The 16454-nt window shown below is 63.6% G+C and carries 17 protein-coding genes; 11 read left to right on the forward strand and 6 right to left on the reverse strand.

What is annotated here, in order from left to right; translation table 11 throughout:
* Positions 1 to 162 precede the first annotated feature (162 nt).
* Entirely contained in the window at positions 163 to 384 is a 222-nt protein-coding gene (locus O4H53_RS10590) for a hypothetical protein (protein ID WP_269363637.1), read from the reverse strand.
* Between the two features lie 113 nt (positions 385 to 497).
* Here O4H53_RS10590 and pepN point away from each other — a divergent pair, with 113 nt between their 5' ends.
* Genes pepN through O4H53_RS10605 form a run of 3 tightly spaced genes read left to right on the forward strand, consistent with a single transcriptional unit; the run spans position 498 to position 4248 of the window.
* The gene (gene pepN / locus O4H53_RS10595) at positions 498 to 3053 is read left to right on the forward strand and encodes an aminopeptidase N (protein WP_269363639.1); all 2556 of its coding nucleotides are present in this window, start codon (positions 498 to 500) and stop codon (positions 3051 to 3053) included.
* The gene (locus O4H53_RS10600) at positions 3050 to 3793 is read left to right on the forward strand and encodes an SDR family oxidoreductase (RefSeq protein ID WP_269363641.1); all 744 of its coding nucleotides are present in this window, start codon (positions 3050 to 3052) and stop codon (positions 3791 to 3793) included. The genes pepN and O4H53_RS10600 overlap by 4 nt, the downstream gene beginning before the upstream one ends.
* Positions 3794 to 3798: 5 nt before the next feature.
* Positions 3799 to 4248 carry a hypothetical protein gene (locus tag O4H53_RS10605; protein WP_269363642.1) on the forward strand — a complete coding sequence of 150 codons (450 nt, stop codon included), beginning with the start codon at positions 3799 to 3801 and terminating at the stop codon, positions 4246 to 4248.
* Positions 4249 to 4263: 15 nt separating this feature from the next.
* Here O4H53_RS10605 and O4H53_RS10610 read toward each other — a convergent pair whose 3' ends face one another.
* On the reverse strand, positions 4264 to 5079 hold the full coding sequence (locus O4H53_RS10610) for a transglycosylase SLT domain-containing protein (RefSeq protein WP_269363644.1): 816 nt from the start codon (positions 5077 to 5079) through the stop codon (positions 4264 to 4266).
* A gap of 253 nt (positions 5080 to 5332) precedes the next feature.
* Between O4H53_RS10610 and O4H53_RS10615 the strand changes: the two genes are divergently transcribed.
* The 4 genes from O4H53_RS10615 to O4H53_RS10630 all read left to right on the forward strand — a co-directional run bounded on the left by O4H53_RS10615 (position 5333) and on the right by O4H53_RS10630 (position 9565).
* Positions 5333 to 6625, forward strand: a complete 1293-nt coding sequence (locus O4H53_RS10615; protein ID WP_269363646.1) for a hypothetical protein — start codon at positions 5333 to 5335, stop codon at positions 6623 to 6625.
* An 83-nt stretch (positions 6626 to 6708) separates the two neighbouring features.
* Positions 6709 to 8220: an Asp-tRNA(Asn)/Glu-tRNA(Gln) amidotransferase subunit GatB gene (gene gatB, locus O4H53_RS10620; RefSeq protein ID WP_269363648.1), complete on the forward strand. Its 1512-nt coding sequence runs from the start codon at positions 6709 to 6711 to the stop codon at positions 8218 to 8220.
* A 108-nt stretch (positions 8221 to 8328) separates the two neighbouring features.
* Positions 8329 to 8796 (forward strand): thioesterase family protein, encoded by a 468-nt coding sequence (locus tag O4H53_RS10625; protein WP_443069601.1) that lies wholly within the window; start codon positions 8329 to 8331, stop codon positions 8794 to 8796.
* A gap of 253 nt (positions 8797 to 9049) precedes the next feature.
* On the forward strand, positions 9050 to 9565 hold the full coding sequence (locus O4H53_RS10630) for a DUF4177 domain-containing protein (protein WP_269363652.1): 516 nt from the start codon (positions 9050 to 9052) through the stop codon (positions 9563 to 9565).
* Positions 9566 to 9677: 112 nt separating this feature from the next.
* Here the strand turns inward: O4H53_RS10630 and O4H53_RS10635 are convergent, their stop codons facing one another.
* Entirely contained in the window at positions 9678 to 9935 is a 258-nt protein-coding gene (locus O4H53_RS10635) for a BolA family protein (RefSeq protein ID WP_269363654.1), read from the reverse strand.
* An 86-nt stretch (positions 9936 to 10021) separates the two neighbouring features.
* Between O4H53_RS10635 and O4H53_RS10640 the strand changes: the two genes are divergently transcribed.
* The gene (locus O4H53_RS10640) at positions 10022 to 10648 is read left to right on the forward strand and encodes a J domain-containing protein (protein ID WP_067287897.1); all 627 of its coding nucleotides are present in this window, start codon (positions 10022 to 10024) and stop codon (positions 10646 to 10648) included.
* A gap of 65 nt (positions 10649 to 10713) precedes the next feature.
* Here the strand turns inward: O4H53_RS10640 and O4H53_RS10645 are convergent, their stop codons facing one another.
* Entirely contained in the window at positions 10714 to 11160 is a 447-nt protein-coding gene (locus O4H53_RS10645; protein ID WP_269363656.1) for a hypothetical protein, read from the reverse strand.
* Positions 11161 to 11311: 151 nt separating this feature from the next.
* Between O4H53_RS10645 and O4H53_RS10650 the strand changes: the two genes are divergently transcribed.
* Together O4H53_RS10650 and cobS are read left to right on the forward strand one after the other, a co-directional pair.
* Positions 11312 to 12979: a hypothetical protein gene (locus O4H53_RS10650; RefSeq protein ID WP_269363657.1), complete on the forward strand. Its 1668-nt coding sequence runs from the start codon at positions 11312 to 11314 to the stop codon at positions 12977 to 12979.
* Positions 12980 to 13095: 116 nt separating this feature from the next.
* Positions 13096 to 14082, forward strand: coding sequence for a cobaltochelatase subunit CobS (gene cobS, locus O4H53_RS10655; RefSeq protein WP_269363659.1), 987 nt, complete (start codon positions 13096 to 13098; stop codon positions 14080 to 14082).
* 144 nt (positions 14083 to 14226) lie between these two features.
* Here the strand turns inward: cobS and O4H53_RS10660 are convergent, their stop codons facing one another.
* Positions 14227 to 14667: a VOC family protein gene (locus tag O4H53_RS10660; RefSeq protein ID WP_269363660.1), complete on the reverse strand. Its 441-nt coding sequence runs from the start codon at positions 14665 to 14667 to the stop codon at positions 14227 to 14229.
* 55 nt (positions 14668 to 14722) lie between these two features.
* On the opposite strand from O4H53_RS10660, the gene O4H53_RS10665 reads away from it, so the two are divergent.
* Positions 14723 to 15316, forward strand: coding sequence for a TetR/AcrR family transcriptional regulator (locus tag O4H53_RS10665; protein ID WP_269363662.1), 594 nt, complete (start codon positions 14723 to 14725; stop codon positions 15314 to 15316).
* Positions 15317 to 15432: 116 nt separating this feature from the next.
* Here O4H53_RS10665 and O4H53_RS10670 read toward each other — a convergent pair whose 3' ends face one another.
* Positions 15433 to 16194: a PRC-barrel domain-containing protein gene (locus O4H53_RS10670; protein WP_269363663.1), complete on the reverse strand. Its 762-nt coding sequence runs from the start codon at positions 16192 to 16194 to the stop codon at positions 15433 to 15435.
* Between the last annotated feature and the right edge of the window lie 260 nt (positions 16195 to 16454).

The following is a 16454-nucleotide window of genomic DNA, read 5'->3' on the forward strand; positions in this document are numbered from 1 at the left end:
GGGCGCGGCCCGGGCTGACACCCGGGCCAAGGCTTGTGGCTGGCGTCGTGGAAGAACGATTTCGTTGTTTCGGGGGGAGCGGGTGCAGGAACGCGCTTTTTCAGCAGCCTCATGGCGGCACCGGAAACGGGTGCCGCCACGCTGATCCGTCCGGGCGCGGTCCTAGTCGGAGCCGCCTGCCACCGGGGCCACGGCGTCATCGGTGCCGTTTACCGTGCTGCCCGTTTCAATCGCGGGCAGCTGATCATCGCCGCCGCCCATCACGGCCAGGAAAAAGACGATCAGGACCATCAGCACACCAAAGACCATGGCCCCCTTGATCCCCAGCAATGCGGGCTTGTGACGTTGTTCCTGCTTGTCGATGTTTGTGTCGGGTGCAGACATCAGGGTGTCCTCCGTGTTGTTTGACTTTCGTTCCATTCGCCCCGTTGCAGGGCAGGTCTCATGGTCATAACGTGCAGCCCAACCGAACCGTTCCGGCAAAAAGAGGTACTTCCATGCGCGACGCGGCCCCCAAGACGATCTATCTGTCCGACTACACACCTTTTGGTTTTGTGGTCGACAGTGTTGCGCTGGACTTTGATCTTGATCCGCACAAGACCCGCGTCAAAAGCAGGATCGCCTTCCGCCCCAACCCCGAGGCGACCGACAGGCGGTTCTTTCTGCACGGTGAAAACCTGTCGCTGATCTCTGCCCGCATCGACGGCAGGGATGTCACCCCGGATCTGTCAGAAGACGGGCTGACCTGCGATACCCCCGACGGCCCGTTCCTGTGGGAATCGGAGGTCGAGATCGACCCCGCGAACAACACCGCGCTGGAGGGGCTTTACATGTCGAACGGCATGTATTGCACCCAATGCGAGGCCGAGGGTTTTCGCAAGATCACCTATTATCCCGACCGCCCGGATGTGATGAGCGTCTTTACCGTCACCATCAACGGCCCCCACCCGGTGCTGCTGAGCAATGGCAACCCGGTCAGCACCGCGCAGCACAGCGCCGAATGGCACGATCCCTGGCCCAAGCCTGCGTATCTCTTTGCCCTGGTTGCCGGTGATCTCGTGGCGCATTCCGATCATTTCACCACCATGACCGGCCGCGAGGTGGCGCTGAACCTTTACGTGCGCCCCGGCGACGAGGGCAAATGCGCCTTCGGGATGCAGGCGCTGAAGGCCTCGATGAAATGGGACGAAGAGGTCTATGGCCGCGCATACGACCTTGACCTGTTCAACATCGTCGCGGTGGATGATTTCAACATGGGCGCGATGGAGAACAAGGGGCTGAACATCTTCAACTCCTCCGCCGTGCTGGCCAGCCCCGAAACCTCAACCGACATGAATTTCGAGCGGATCGAGGCGATCATCGCCCATGAATATTTCCACAACTGGACCGGCAACCGGATCACCTGCCGCGACTGGTTCCAGCTCTGCCTCAAGGAGGGGCTGACGGTGTTCCGCGACAGTCAGTTCACCTCTGACATGCGTTCCGCCCCGGTGAAACGCATCCACGATGTGATCGACCTGCGCGCGCGCCAGTTCCCCGAGGATCAGGGCCCGCTTGCCCATCCGGTGCGGCCCGAAAGCTTTCAGGAAATCAACAACTTCTACACCGCCACCGTCTATGAAAAAGGCGCCGAGGTCATCCGCATGCTCAAAACCCTGGTCGGTGATGAGGCCTATGCCAAGGCGCTGGATCTCTATTTTGAACGCCATGACGGTCAGGCCTGCACGATCGAGGATTGGCTGAAGGTCTTCGAGGATACCACCGGCCGGAACCTCGCGCAGTTCAAGCGCTGGTATTCTCAGGCCGGCACCCCGCGCCTGACGGTCACCGAAGACTGGGACGGCAGCACCCTCACGCTGACCTTCCGGCAGGATACCAAGCCCAGCGCGGCCTCCCCCGATCCGAAACCGCAGGTCATCCCCATCGCCGCCGGTCTGATCGGCCCGGACGGGAGCGAAGTGGGCGAAACCCGCATCCTTGAAATGTCCGAAGCCACGCAGAGCTTCAGCTTCGACGGGCTGGCGGCGCGCCCGGTCCCCTCGATCCTGCGCGGCTTTTCCGCGCCGGTGATGCTGGAGCATGATCTCAGCGATGCCGACCGCGCCCATCTGCTGAGCCATGACACGGATCCCTTCAACCGCTGGGAAGCCGCGCGGATGCTGGCCCGCAAGGCGCTGATGCCGATGATCCACGACGGGGCGGATGCCGATCCCGCCTATCTGGCGGCCATCACCACGGTGCTCAGCGACACCGCACTCGACCCCGCCTATCGCGCGCTGATGCTGGGCCTGCCCACGCAATCCGAACTGGCCGCGCTGATCCACGGCGAGGGCGGCACCCCGATGCCAGAGAACATCCATGCCGGTGTCGAGCGGATGCGCGATGCAATGGCCGATGCCCTGGGCGATGCCGCGCAGCAGATCCACGCCGCCAACCTTGTCACCGCCCCCTATGATCCCGGTGCCGAACAGGCCGGCAAACGCAGCCTTGCCAATGCCATGCTTTCCCTGATCACCCGCCGCGACGGGGGCCGGGCCGCACAGGCGCAATATGATGCGGCGGACAATATGACCAACCAGCTGGCAGCCCTCGCCGCCCTGCTGCACATCGGCAAGGGGGAAAAGGCGCTTGCCGACTTCGAGGCGCAATGGAAGGACGACCGTCTGGTGATGGACAAATGGTTCGGCCTGCAGGTGCAGCAGGCAGAGCCCCGGGACGCCGCCGATGTCGCGGAGAACCTGACCCGCCACCCGGATTTCAACTGGCAGAACCCGAACCGCTTCCGCGCGGTCTTTGGCGCGCTGGCCATGCATCACGCCGGGTTTCACCACGGCTCGGGCAAGGCCTATCGGCTGCTGGTCGACTGGCTGATCCGGCTGGACCCGAAGAACCCGCAGACCACCGCGCGCATGTGCTCCGCCTTCCAGACCTGGAAACGTTATGACACGGACCGGCAAAGCCTCATCGCCGCCGAGCTGGACCGGATGCTGGCCACGCCAGACCTCAGCCGCGACACGACCGAGATGCTGACCCGCATCCGGGGCGCGACATGACCCGGCCGGTCTGCCTGATCACCGGGGCCTCCACCGGGATCGGCGCGGCCTGCGCGCGGCTGGCGGCAACACGGGGCTATGACCTGGTGCTGAATTACCGGTCAGACCATGACAGCGCCCATGTGGTTGCCAGCGATGTGGCCAAGGCAGGCGCGCATGCCCTGCTCTGCCCCGCCGATGTGGCCGACCCCGATGCCATCGAGGACATGTTCGCCCAGATCGACGCCGAGTTCGGCCAGCTTGACGCGCTGATCAACAATGCAGGCATCGTCGACCACCCCTCGCCGGTGACCGCCCTGACCCATGACCGCCTGCGGCGGATGTTCGACATCAACGTGATCGGCGCGATCCTGATCGCCGGCGCTGCCGTCAGACGGATGCAGGCACAGGGCGACGGCGGCGCCATCGTCAATATCTCTTCGGCGGCGGCCCGGCTGGGCTCTGCCAATGAATACGTGGATTATGCTGCCTCCAAGGCCGCGATCGACACCTTTACCAAGGGCCTGTCGGATGAGGTCGCAGCCGAGGGCATCCGCGTCATGTCGCTGCGCCCCGGGCTGATCGAAACCGGCATTCACGCCAAGGGCGGCAGCCCCGACCGGGCCACGCGCCTGTCGGGCAATGTGCCCATGCGCCGCGCGGGCACGGCAGAGGAAGTCGCCCAGGCCGCCCTGTGGCTGCTGTCGGACGAGGCAAGCTATGTCACCGGCTCCACCCTTGATGTGTCGGGCGGCAGATAGGCCCCGTGACCGAGGTCCTGACCGACCCCGTCTTCAGCTACCGCCGCGCGGGCCGCAGCCTGCGCGGCATGGCAATCCTGGCCCTGGTCTGGGCCGCGCTGCTCTGCCTGCTGATCGTCCTTGAGGCCGCACCGATGGTGGTGGCGATCCTCGCCGTCTTTACCCTGCCGACACTCTGGGACCTGATCCGCAATCCGCTGGCGGGCATCGAGCTGAACGCAACCCATCTGCGCTGGTTCACCGGCCCGCGCGACGCGCTGATTGCCCTCAGCGAAGTTGACCACATCCGGCTGGACACACGGCTCGACTTTTCCGTGCGCGCCAGCATCGTCCTGCCGAATGGCCGCAAGATCAGGATGCCCTTTGAAGCCACCCCGCCCCATCAGGCGTTCGAAGAGGCGCTGACCGCACAGGGTGTCACCGTGAAACGGTTCCACTTCCAGCTTTTGCAATAATTTCCTGCCGGCGGCTCAGGGGCGTGCGCGGGGCCGGGTCGCGTTGATCGGCTTGCAATAGGCCTGCTGCCGCAGCCAGCCCGCCATCTCGCGCCGCTTGGCGGCAGAGCGCATCGGCCCCCAGTCCGCGCCGACCCCCTTGTTGCCGCGCGGGCCGGATATCACCCCGTCACGCGGCACGGTATGGGCCATGATCCGCACGGCACAGCTGAGATTTGCCGCACCGCTTTTCAGCGCCGCGCCATCCCCTACGTTACATTTGTACCCCCGTGCGGTGCCCGGCAGGATCTGCAACAGCCCGTACCAGCGCCCGCCGCCGCCCACGGCCCAGGGTTTGTAGGTGCTTTCGTGCTTGGCCAGGGCCGACAGAAACCCCACCCAGAAGGCCCGCCGCCTGCGGTCGTCCGCCTTTGGGTAGGCCGGGCACCAGGTTTCGATGTCGCCCGGCACCATGTCCACCAGCGGCTTGCCATGCGCCTTGAGTGCGGCAAGCGCGGTTCGGGTCCACAGCGCATTGCCCGCCATATGCTGCCAGCGGGTGCGCGGCAGGTTCGGCGCGCGTGCCTTCGGGCGGATGAGCGGCGGACCCGGCACAACCAGAACGGGCGCACCGGGAAGCGCAGCCTCTTCCGGCAGTTCAAGCGGAGCAGCCTGCGCCCGGGCCGGAAGCTGCGGGACAGCAGATGCCTCCACCGGTTCAAGCGCCATGCCGTCAACCTGTGATTGTTCGACGGGAATCGCGCGCGGCTGGGTCCGGAGCGGCGAACGCGCCTCGGCCCAGAGCGGCTCTGACATCATGACGAGCCCGATGGTCAACCCGATAAATTTCATGACGCGCACTATGTGCCGCCATTTTCAAGCTGGCAAGTAGACCGCAAACAAGCAGCGATAAAACGCAACAATGACCGCCTTTCGGTCTGATCGGTGTGAGGCCCGGAACAATCGTTAAAGTTTGAGACGCTGATGTGGAAAATACACCCTATGGATGTATTATTTCCCTGATATCTTCGCACGTCAGCCATGTTTCAGCCCGATTGCAAAGGCAAGCTCACTGCAATCGAGAAATCTGCCGGATACTCCCAGAATGAAAACGCTGCGCTCCCTTCTGACCAAACACATCCGCCCGCTGGAAAACCGGCTGCGTCAGCGCCCGGAACCGGAGCAGGTCTTGCCGCTGCGAACCACCATTCTGCGCCGCCGCCCGCGTGCCGCCGCTGGCACGCCCACCGCCATGCTGAGCATTGCCTGCCCCGATCCCACGGCAGAGGAAAAGATTCGCGACCATTACCTCAACATCGGCCAGCGCATGGTCCGGCAGGAGGACTGGGACGCGCTTTCGGAACTGATCTATCAATCCGACGAGAAACGCGAGCTGACACCGGGTTTCATGCCGGTGGCCGAACTGCTGGCCTATGGCGCGCGCGCCGATGTGATCATGGCGGCGGAACATGCGCTGCTCGACGGGAAACCGGCCAAGGGTGCGCCGCTGCTGGCCGGGATCGAGGCGCTGGAACATGTCCTGGCCGAACGCCCCCGCGACCATATCGTCGGCGCAATTGTTGCCCAGGCGCATATGGACATCGGCTGGGCCTGGCGCGGCACCGGCTGGGATGCGGAAATTCCCGAACGCAACCGCGACGCCTTTGCCGCGCATTTCGACCGGGCCCGGGATATCGTGGCCGCCTACCCGGGCAAGGACTACGACTCGCCCCTGCTGGCGGCGACAAACTGCGCCCTGCTGGCCAATGCCTCGCAGAACGAACACCGCATTGCCAACCACTATGAAGCGCTGATCGACCTGAACCCGGCCAACCCCCGATCCATGCGGGCGCTCGGCAACCACATGCTGCCGCGCTGGTTCGGCTCCTACTCCGGGCTTGAACTGGAAGCGCGCCGCACGGCGTCACGGACCGAAAAGATCTGGGGTGCGGGTGGCTATACCTGGGTCCAGTTCGATGCCATCGCCTGCGATGACCAGGCCTGCGCCAACCTCGATGTGGGTTTCTTCATCGAAGGGCTGCACGACATCCTCAAGCGCCGCCCCAATGCCTATACCGCCAACCTGCTGGCCGCCTATTGCGCCAATTCCGTGGGTCAGGCCTTTTCGGGCAACGATCATGCCGACCAGAACCGCATCCAGATCGCGGAATGCGCCCATGACATCGTGCGCGACCACCTGACAGAGCTGCACCCGATGATCTGGGCCCATGCGGCGCAGGGTTTCGACAACAACCTGCGGGTCCGCTCACCCGCCCGTTTTGCCGCCTCTGGCCGCGAAGACGCGATGCGCATCATCACCTCCCTGTTCAGCCGCGAGATCGCCCAGGGCCACCGCATCGTCTTTACCGACACCGGCCCGCAGACCATCCCCGCCTGACACGGCCCGCAGCAGGCCCTTGCGACACATCGCGCGCTATCCTATGACCCGGATAACCCGTTTATCCCAGACCAAGGTGCGCCATGCTTGACCTGACCTATGAAACCCCGAAACCCAAACGCATCGCGGGGGCCAAGGAGGATTGGGAACTGGTCATCGGGATGGAAGTGCACGCCCAGGTCTCCTCCAACGCCAAGCTGTTCTCGGGCGCCTCCACCCTCTTCGGGTCTGAACCCAACAGCAACGTCGCCTTCGTGGATGCCGCCATGCCCGGCATGCTGCCCGTGATCAACGAATATTGCATCGAACAGGCGGTCCGCACCGGTCTGGGCCTGAAGGCGCAGATCAACCTGAAATCGGCCTTCGACCGCAAGAACTATTTCTACCCCGACCAGCCGGCCGGCTACCAGATCAGCCAGCTTTACGAACCCATCGTCGGCGAAGGCGAAGTGCTGGTGGAAATGGGCGACGGCACCGCGCGGCTGGTCCGCGTCGAACGCATCCACATGGAACAGGACGCGGGCAAATCCATCCACGACATGGACCCCGACAGCTCCTTTGTCGACCTGAACCGCGCTGGCGTCTGCCTGATGGAGATCGTCTCCCGCCCTGACATCCGAGGCCCGGAAGAGGCCGCCGCCTATATCCTGAAACTGCGCCAGATCATGCGCTACCTCGGCACCTGCGACGGCGACATGCAGAACGGCAATCTGCGCGCCGACGTCAACGTCTCGGTCTGCCGCCCCGGCGATTACGAACGCTACCGCGAGACCGGCGATTTTGGCCATCTCGGCACAAGGTGCGAGATCAAGAACATGAACTCCACCCGCTTCATCCAGCAGGCGATCGAGGTCGAGGCGCGGCGCCAGATCGCCATCCTCGAAGCGGGCGGCACCGTCGATCAGGAAACCCGCGGCTTCGATCCGGTCAAGGGCGAGACCCGCACCCAGCGCTCCAAGGAAGAAGCGCATGACTACCGCTATTTCCCCGATCCCGACCTGCTGCCGCTGGAGATCGAACAGGGCTGGGTCGATGACATCGCCGCCCGCCTGCCCGAACTGCCCGACGCCAAGAAGGCCCGCTTCATCGCCGACTTCGGCCTCAGCGATTATGACGCCTCCGTGCTGACCGCCGATCTCGACTCGGCGGGCTATTTCGAAGCGACGGCACAGGGCCGCGACGGCAAGATGGCCGCGAACTGGGTCATCAATGAACTCTTCGGACGGCTCAAGAAAGACGACAGCGACATCACCGACAGCCCGGTCAGCCCCGGCCAGCTTGGTGCCATCGTCGATCTCATCGCCTCCGACGCGATCAGCGGCAAGATCGCCAAGGATGTCTTCGAAATCTGCTACACCACCGGCCGCGACCCCGCCGAGATAGTCGAAACCGAAGGCATGAAACAGGTCACCGACACCGGCGCCATCGAGGCCGCGGTGGACGAGATCATCGCCGCCAACCCCGACCAGGTCGCCAAGGCGCGCGAGAACCCCAAGCTGGCAGGCTGGTTCGTGGGCCAGGTGATGAAGGCGACCGGCGGCAAGGCGAACCCCAAGGCGGTAAACCAGATCGTGGCGGCCAAGCTGGGCGCGTAGCGCCCGCTTGGACGACACGATCAGCGCGAGGCAGGGCATCTGAAAGATGCCCGTTCGCGCCCCTTGCCCGCATCGCCACCAACGCAAATAGCCGCCGGAGAAGCCCCCATGAACGCCCCTTTGCGATCCAGCTTGATGACCGTCAAACCGGAATGGATCGACTTCAACGGCCATCTCAACATGGCCTATTACTCCGTGCTGTTCGACCAGGCGGTGGATGAGGTCTATGGCCAGCTGGGCTTTGGTCCCGACTATCAAAAGACCGGCTGCACCACCTATGTGGCGGAATTCCACATCTGCTACCTGCGTGAATTGCATGAGGGAGACCGCGTGAACGCCGCCTTCCATCTGATTGATTTCGATGAGAAACGCTTTCATTCCTATCAGGAATTGTACCACGAGGACGGCTGGCTTGCCGCCACGGCCGAAGGGCTGACCCTGCATGTCGACCAATCCGGCCCGCGCGTCGCCCCGATGCCGCAGAACATCAGGGACGCGCTGGAGGCCTTCAAGGCCCGCCAGGGCGCGCTGCCCCCCGAAGCCCGCGTCGGCCGCCGCATCGGGCTGAAGCGGTAGGGTGGGGTTTGGCCCAGCCTTGTACTTGCAACCGCTCGCGCCGATTTGGGGTGATCGACAACCATAATTCGGGAAATCGGCAAACTTGTTGCCACTTGTGTGACCTGTATTAGCGCATCCTTGCCGACATCGCTGCCCTGCCACCGGAATAATCCCGGCGCTGCGGTGTGCTTTCGGTGTACAGCCCGTGCACGTTGTGTGACCCTTTCCAATCGGTTAAGAACCCCTCCGAAACCCCCGTCGAAGGATGCCCATGCCCCGTTACGAGTACAAAGTCGTCCCCGCCCCCTCCAAGGGGCGCAAGGGCAAAGGTGTGAAGGGGGCTGAGGCCCGGTTTTCCTATGGGTTGCAAGAGCTTATGAACGAGCTTGCGGGCGAAGGCTGGGAATATCAGCGGGCAGAAACGCTGCCCTCGGTCGAACGCGCCGGCCTCACCTCCACCACCACCGAATGGCGCAACGTGCTGGTCTTCCGCCGTCTGCGCAACAATGATGCGGAGGCCTTCTCCCCCGAGCTTCTGCCCGCCCCGGCGAAAGATGATGCGCCCGGGCAACTGGCGGAAAAACCGGCGGCTGTGGCCGCAATAACCCCGGCCGGAACCGCAGCGCAACAAGCCCCCGCGCCGGTGCAGACCCCCGGCGCCGCACAGGCGTCATCCGATGATCAGCCCTGGGACAATGGCGTCGAGGACACCAGTGATGTGCGTGGGCTAAGCGCCTCGCTTGAGAAGCTGGCAGCGGCAAGGAAGCCTTCTGATTCAGCGTCCTAGACGGCACTCCTAAAGCGCCCGACCTTGGACTGAGGCCCGCATACCCTGCCGCGCCTGCGGCGCTCCCGGGACAGTCGTGTCACAGGATAATTCTGGTTAAAGGTCGGGTGCCTTAAACGTCCAGATCAAGCGCCAGCGCGTGGATGCGCCCGATCAGGTCGGGGCCAAGCGCGGCGTGAACGGCACGATGCCGCGCGATGCGCGACTGCCCCTTGAAAGCCGCCGACCGGATGCGCAGGTTGTAATGCGTTTCCCCGCCCTCGCGATAGCCGCCATGCCCGCGGTGGCTCTCGCTGTCGTCCACCACTTCCAGCTCACGCGGATCGAACGCGGTTTGCAATGCCGATCTGATCTCTTCCGTCTTCGACATTTTTACCGTCATTTTCCTGTCAAGCCCCTTCAATCTCTTCGCGGAAAGTCTAAACTCCTCTCTTCGAGTCGAAAAGGTCAATCGCTATGTCCAAACCAGATCCCTTCGGATTCGACATGTCCGTGTCGTCTTCGAAAAAGAAAAACCCGCGCGGCCGGCGCGGCATGTCCGGCGCGTCTGAAACATCGACCCGGATCTGTGATCATGAGGGCTGCGAAGAGGCCGGGAAATACCGCGCGCCGAAAGCGCCCGACGTGCTGGACGATTACTTCTGGTTCTGCCAGCAGCACGTCCGCGAATACAACCTCAAGTGGAACTTCTTTGACGGCACCACCGAGGCGGAGATGAACGCGCAGCTGTCCGAGGACAAGGTCTGGGAACGCAAGACCAAGCCGCTGGGCGATCCGGAGGCGCGTGCATGGGCGCGGCTGGGCATCGAGGATCCGCATCAGGTGCTGGGCAAGAACGCCACCCAGAACCCCGGTCGCGGTGGCCAGGCGGGGCGCAGGCTGCCCCCCACCGAACGCCGCGCGGTCGAGATCCTGGAGGTCAAGGACACGATGACCAAGCCCGAGATCCGCAAGGCCTACAAGCTGCTGATCAAGGTGCTGCACCCCGACATGAACGGCGGCGACCGGTCGCAGGAGGACCAGCTGCAGCAGGTCATGTGGGCCTGGGACCAGATCAAGGGCAGCCGCAGCTTCAAGGACTGACCGGGCCAGGGTGCAGCATGGCTGCACCCGACGCACCAACAGGTAAGCTACGGGTCCCCCGCACCTTACGTCCGGGAAATCAGGTGGGCGGCCCGGCTGGCCGCAACCCCGCCTGCCCAGACCACAAGGACCAGCAGATCATCTGCCAGAACCTCCAGCACATGAAGTGGTCCGACAAGGCTGCCTGCCACCCAGTCCCGCAGGATTTCCAGCGGCAAGACCTGTCGCCAAAGCGAATCGAACGGCATCAGCAACACCGCGATCACCGCCCCCAGCACGGTGGCCCCAAGAAAGCTGAGCAGCGCGCGCAGCAGTCCCGGAACCCCCTGCCCGCCAAAACCGCCAGCCACCAGCAGCCCTGCCAGAAACGCCCCGGCGGTGGCCACCCGCAGGAAACCGGCGTCACCATAGCCGAAATTCCCCTGCCCGATCATCGCCAATGCGACGCCGCCGCCTGCCGCGCCAATCGCGGTCGCCACGGCAAAGCGCTGTTGTAGTGTCAATGTTGTCATGATGCATTCTCCTGTCTTGCCTGAACCGGAATAGCCCCGCCTGGTGCAGATATTGCCCTCCGGTTGCGCATCTTTCGTGCAGCTCTGCGGAATGTTCTGGGCAAGGCCGGCCCGTCTTGGCATGTTCGGGTACGAAAAAAGGAGCATCGCGATGCGCTATCCCTACGATCTGGGCCAATACACACGGGCCGTCACTACAGGCTCTGCCGATGCGCAACGCTGGTTCGACCGGGGGCTCAACTGGACCTATGGTTTCAACCACAAGGAGGCGATTGCCTGCTTTACCAGGGCCGCCGCCGCCGATCCGGCCTGCGCCATGGCCCATTGGGGCCACGCCTATGCCGCCGGGCCGAATTACAACATGCCCTGGGTCCTGTTCGACAGCAAAGGCCGGGCGGAAGCTCTGGCCGAAGCCTTTGATGCGACCCGGGCCGCGCGCGCCGTGATCGACAATGCCAGCCCGGTCGAAGCGGCATTGATCCGGGCGCTGAGCGCCCGTTATCCGCAACGCGACCCGGTGGAGGATATGGCCCCCTGGGACCGCGCCTTTGCCGATGCCATGCGGGCCGTTCATCAGGCCCATCCGACCGATCCGGACATCGCGACCGTCTTTGTCGATGCGCTGATGAACCTGACGCCCTGGGCCATGTGGGACATCGCAGAGGGTGACGTGGCCCCGGGTGCCGAAACGCTGGAGGCGCAGGCGGTTCTGGAAACCCAGATGGCCCTGCCCGGCGGCATGACCCACCCCGGCATCCTGCATCTTTACGTGCATCTGATGGAGATGTCGCCCTATCCCGAAAAGGCGCTGAAAGCCTCTGACGTCTTGCGCAGGCTGGTGCCTGATGCCGGCCATCTGGTGCATATGCCCACGCATATCGACGTGCTTTGCGGTGCTTACGAGAACGTGGTGCGCTGGAACGAGCGCGCCATCGAGGCGGACCTGAAATATTACGAGGCCGAAGGCGCGTTCAACATCTACACCGGCTACCGGCAGCACAATTACCACTTTGTCATCAGCGGGGCGCTCTATCTGGGTCAGTTCGAACCGGCGATGCGTGCCGTCCGGGGCATGCGCGAGACGACGCCGGATGCCTTGCTGCAGATCAAATCGCCACCGATGGCGGATTTCTTTGAAACCATCCTGGGGATGGAGCCACATGTGCTGATCCGCTTTGGCATGTGGGAGGATATCCTCAAGCTGGAGCTGCCCGAGGATACCGAAACCTACATCATGTGCACCGCCTTCATCGAATACGCCAGGGGGCTGGCCTATTCCGCGCTGGGGCATATCGAGGAAGCGGATGCGCAGCTTGATACCTTCCTTGCGGTCAAGGCACGCGTGCCCGAAAGCCGCCTGTTGCACAATGTGCGCGGCGTCGACTTGCTGGAGGTCGCGGCCGCCATGCTTGAAGGGGAACTGGCCTATCGCAAGGGCGACCATGACCTGGCCTTTGCCCATCTGCGGCGTGCCGTGTCACTGGACGATGCACTGCCTTACGACGAACCCTGGGGCTGGATGCAGCCGACGCGCCATGCGCTGGGGGCGCTGCTGTTCGAACAGGGTCACACCGTGGAGGCAGAGCAGGTGTTTCGCCAGGATCTGGGGCTGGTCCCCGGCCTGCCCCGCGCCTGCGTGCATCCTGACAACGTCTGGGCCCTGCGCGGGCTGTACGATTGCCTGATCGCCAACGGCAAGACGGATGAGGCGCCGCATGTCAAACTGCGCCTCGACCTTGCAGAGGCGCGCGCGGACCGGCCCGTCAAGGCCGCCTGCGGCTGCGCGCAGGTTGCCATTGACGCGATCTGCGCCAGTTAGGCTCATGTGACGCAACAAACCCACAGCCCAACCCTTGCACGTACTCAGGATATGTTGCACCAGAGGCGGGCTGATATTTCCCCAATCGGGGCGAAGACCGAAAAGGACGAGGACAAATGGCTGACGGCGCGCTGGACATCAACACCAAACCCACCGAAGACATCAGCGTCCGCGAGGTTTTCGGCATCGACACGGACATGGTTGTCAAAGGTTTCGCCGCCCGGACAGAACGGGTGCCGGAACTGGACAGCACCTACAAGTTCGATCCCGACACCACACTGGCAATCCTGGCAGGCTTCAGCCACAACCGCCGGGTGATGATCCAGGGGTATCACGGCACCGGCAAATCGACGCATATCGAACAGGTCGCGTCGCGGCTGAACTGGCCTGCGGTACGCGTGAACCTCGACAGCCACATCAGCCGGATCGACCTGATCGGCAAGGATGCGATCAAGCTGCGCGATGGCAAGCAGGTCACCGACTTTCAGGAAGGCATCCTGCCCTGGGCGCTGCGCAACCCCACTGCCATCGTCTTTGACGAATATGACGCGGGCCGCGCGGATGTGATGTTCGTGATCCAGCGGGTGCTGGAGGTGGACGGCAAGCTGACGCTGCTGGACCAGAACCAGGTGATCGAACCGCACCCCTATTTCCGCATCTTCGCCACCGCCAACACCGTTGGTCTGGGCGACACCACCGGGCTGTACCACGGCACCCAGCAGATCAACCAGGGTCAGATGGACCGCTGGTCGCTGGTGGCCACGCTGAACTATCTGTCCATCGACGCGGAAACCGCAATCGTTCTGTCGAAGAACCCGCATTACAACAATGCAGAGGGGCGCAAGACCGTGCGCCAGATGGTCACCGTTGCCGATCTGACCCGCACTGCCTTCATGAACGGGGAACTCTCCACCGTGATGTCGCCGCGTACCGTGATCGCATGGGCCCAGAACGCCACGATCTTCCGCAACATCGGCTATGCCTTCCGCCTGTCCTTCCTCAACAAATGCGATGAGCTGGAGCGTCAGACAGTGGCCGAATTCTATCAGCGCCTGTTTGACGAGGAACTGCCGGAAAGCGCCGCAAGCGTCAGCCTGGGCTGATCCCGGCAGGCCCCCGCACCGCCTGAGTGATTGCAGGCCCGGTCGCGCCTGCGATCGGGCCAGCATCCACCGGTCAGACCGTGCGGCGCATCGTGCCACGCACCTGCGGTTTTGCAGCCCCGGGCACGCATTGAACATGCAGGATCATGCAGAGGTTTCCTCTTCCCAGCGCTTCTGCATCTCTTCGGGCGAAACCGCCTCGATGGTTTGCGACAACATCCACCGGTGACCAAACGGGTCCAGCAGCGTCGCTGTGCGTTCGCCAAAGGATTGATCCGCCGGTGCGCGCAGCAGGGTCGCCCCGGCCGCCACGGCCTGCGCCACATCCCCGTCGACGGAGGTGGTGGCAAGGTGGAAGGTCACGGCGGTCCCGCCCAGCGTGTCGGGGCTGACGGCGCCGAAATCGGGATATTCATCGCTCAGCATGATGCGCGACTCGCCGATGACCAATTCGGCATGGCCAATCCTGCCGTCGCCGGGATCGGTCATGCGGAAGTCTTCCACGGCGCCAAACGCCTTTGCATAGAACTGGATGGCATCATTTGCACCTTTGGCAACAAGGTAGGGGACGATGGTATGGGACATCTTTGGAATCCTTGGCTTGTCATGATAGATTATTTACGTTACGTTTCGTAAAGAAATGAGTCAAGAAAAACAAAATCCGCGCGGCCGCCCGCCCAGCAAGGCCGCCAGAGCCAAGGCGCTGGCCGCTGCCGTCGATATCCTCATGCAAGAGGGTTTCGGGCGATTGACCATTGATGCCGTGGCCCTGCGGTCGGGTGTCGGAAAGCCGACGATCTACCGGAACTGGGCAAACGCCAGCGAATTGGCGATGGCCGCCCTGATGGAGAGCCAGCCGAAGGTGAGCCTGCAAACGGCGGGCAGCCTGTCCGACCGGCTGGAGCATCAGATCATGGCGATCGTGGCCGCCTTTGCGACCACACGGGGCCGTCAGATCGGCCTTGCGCTTGCCGCGGCGGACCGGGACAGCGAAATGACCCGCGCCTTCCGAAACCGTGTGATCCTGTCGGGGCGCGAGGTCGGGCGTGGCCTGATCGCCGAGGCCGTCAGGGAAGGTCAGATTGCCGCGCCGGAGAGCACCGAAGTCATCCTCGACATGATCTATGCCCCGATCTTCTACCGTCTGCTTGTCGGGCATCTGCCGCTGGATCAGCCCTTTGCCAGGGCGCTGGTCGACAAGGGGATGCAGCTTCTTGGTCAGGCGACATCCTGACCAGAGGCTGAAACGCGGCCCGCTGTCAGACCACCGCCCCTCTCAACTGCAAAACCACCGCCGCGGATGCGACGGTGGCCTTGTTCAGCAGCGGGGCGATGTGTCGCCCGGCGCTATCATTCCAGCGGCTGGGACTGGACCTCGCCTTCGGCAGGCATGGATTCAACCGACCGCTGGGCGGCGGCCATGTCCCGCGCGGTGACGAAAGGTTCTGCCGCTTCGAGATCAGCCTTGGTGGCAGAGCTGGTCAGCGTGACATTGCCATTCTCGTCCTGCTGGGCGGACAGGCTGTCCAGTTTCACGGCAACCCATTTCTCACCGATCCCCAGGAAGCCGCCGACACCGATCACGGCACCTTCAACGGAACCGTCGAGGTTCACGATCAGGTCGTCGATCTCGCCGATGCTTTCACCGCTGGCCGAATACACATTTGACCCCATCAGGTCATCTGCAAGGATGGTGTTCTCACCCTGCATGTGGATCTGGCCTTCGACAGGTTTCGCGGTCTCTTCGGGTGCGACCTCGGCGGTCTGGTTCGGATCGCCGGCCAGGCCGTCATCCGCAGGCACCTCGGCGGTGTCGGTCCCATCGGACTGCATCGCATCATCGGCAGGTGCTTCGGCAGTGTCGGTGGCCGTGTCATCGGCAGGTACTTCGGCAGTATCAGAGGCCGCGTCGTCAGCAGGCACCGCTGAATCGGCGGTATCGGTTGTCTCCTCCGCCGGGGCTTCCGCATTGTCCTGTGTCAGCGGCTGCTCGCTCGCGGTTGCAGCATCGTCGGCAGGCGCGGTTGCGGTCTGGGCGGCAAGAATGGCGGGGGTCGCAGTCAGTGTCGCGATCAGCGCCAGAGTACTCGCATGTTGCTTCAAATTGGTCATGGTTTTTCTCCTCACTTGGTTGCAGACGGGCTGACTGTGCAGCGTGCAGCGCCGGTCCCGCCGTTCTGACCAGCCAATTCGCAAACCGGTGGTTCGGTTCCGGTCAATTTTTCGGGAACCGGCAGGTTTCAGCCCATGCAAACCGGGGTCTGACGCAGGTCACCCAGGCAAACGAACCTGAAATCAAGGAGATACAACCAGAGGTTAACAGATGCGGAAAACCGCCGATCCCGACAACCCCGCGACAGGCCTGCCCGGAA

The sequence above is a fragment of the Sulfitobacter sp. G21635-S1 genome (genome assembly GCF_027213915.1).
In the GTDB taxonomy this organism is placed as follows: Bacteria; Pseudomonadota; Alphaproteobacteria; order Rhodobacterales; family Rhodobacteraceae; genus Sulfitobacter.

Excerpts from the sequence above, each read along its gene's own strand:
- O4H53_RS10640 (WP_067287897.1), top strand. The coding sequence starts at position 10,022 with ATGTCCAAACCAGATCCCTTCGGATTCGACATGTCCGTGTCGTCTTCG.
- pepN (WP_269363639.1), top strand. The coding sequence starts at position 498 with ATGCGCGACGCGGCCCCCAAGACGATCTATCTGTCCGACTACACACCT.
- O4H53_RS10650 (WP_269363657.1), top strand. The coding sequence starts at position 11,312 with ATGCGCTATCCCTACGATCTGGGCCAATACACACGGGCCGTCACTACA.
- cobS (WP_269363659.1), top strand. The coding sequence starts at position 13,096 with ATGGCTGACGGCGCGCTGGACATCAACACCAAACCCACCGAAGACATC.
- O4H53_RS10670 (WP_269363663.1), bottom strand. The coding sequence starts at position 16,194 with ATGACCAATTTGAAGCAACATGCGAGTACTCTGGCGCTGATCGCGACA.
- O4H53_RS10660 (WP_269363660.1), bottom strand. The coding sequence starts at position 14,667 with ATGTCCCATACCATCGTCCCCTACCTTGTTGCCAAAGGTGCAAATGAT.
- O4H53_RS10610 (WP_269363644.1), bottom strand. The coding sequence starts at position 5,079 with ATGAAATTTATCGGGTTGACCATCGGGCTCGTCATGATGTCAGAGCCG.
- O4H53_RS10630 (WP_269363652.1), top strand. The coding sequence starts at position 9,050 with ATGCCCCGTTACGAGTACAAAGTCGTCCCCGCCCCCTCCAAGGGGCGC.
- O4H53_RS10665 (WP_269363662.1), top strand. The coding sequence starts at position 14,723 with ATGAGTCAAGAAAAACAAAATCCGCGCGGCCGCCCGCCCAGCAAGGCC.
- O4H53_RS10645 (WP_269363656.1), bottom strand. The coding sequence starts at position 11,160 with ATGACAACATTGACACTACAACAGCGCTTTGCCGTGGCGACCGCGATT.
- gatB (WP_269363648.1), top strand. The coding sequence starts at position 6,709 with ATGCTTGACCTGACCTATGAAACCCCGAAACCCAAACGCATCGCGGGG.
- O4H53_RS10625 (WP_443069601.1), top strand. The coding sequence starts at position 8,329 with ATGAACGCCCCTTTGCGATCCAGCTTGATGACCGTCAAACCGGAATGG.
- O4H53_RS10600 (WP_269363641.1), top strand. The coding sequence starts at position 3,050 with ATGACCCGGCCGGTCTGCCTGATCACCGGGGCCTCCACCGGGATCGGC.
- O4H53_RS10615 (WP_269363646.1), top strand. The coding sequence starts at position 5,333 with ATGAAAACGCTGCGCTCCCTTCTGACCAAACACATCCGCCCGCTGGAA.
- O4H53_RS10635 (WP_269363654.1), bottom strand. The coding sequence starts at position 9,935 with ATGTCGAAGACGGAAGAGATCAGATCGGCATTGCAAACCGCGTTCGAT.
- O4H53_RS10590 (WP_269363637.1), bottom strand. The coding sequence starts at position 384 with ATGTCTGCACCCGACACAAACATCGACAAGCAGGAACAACGTCACAAG.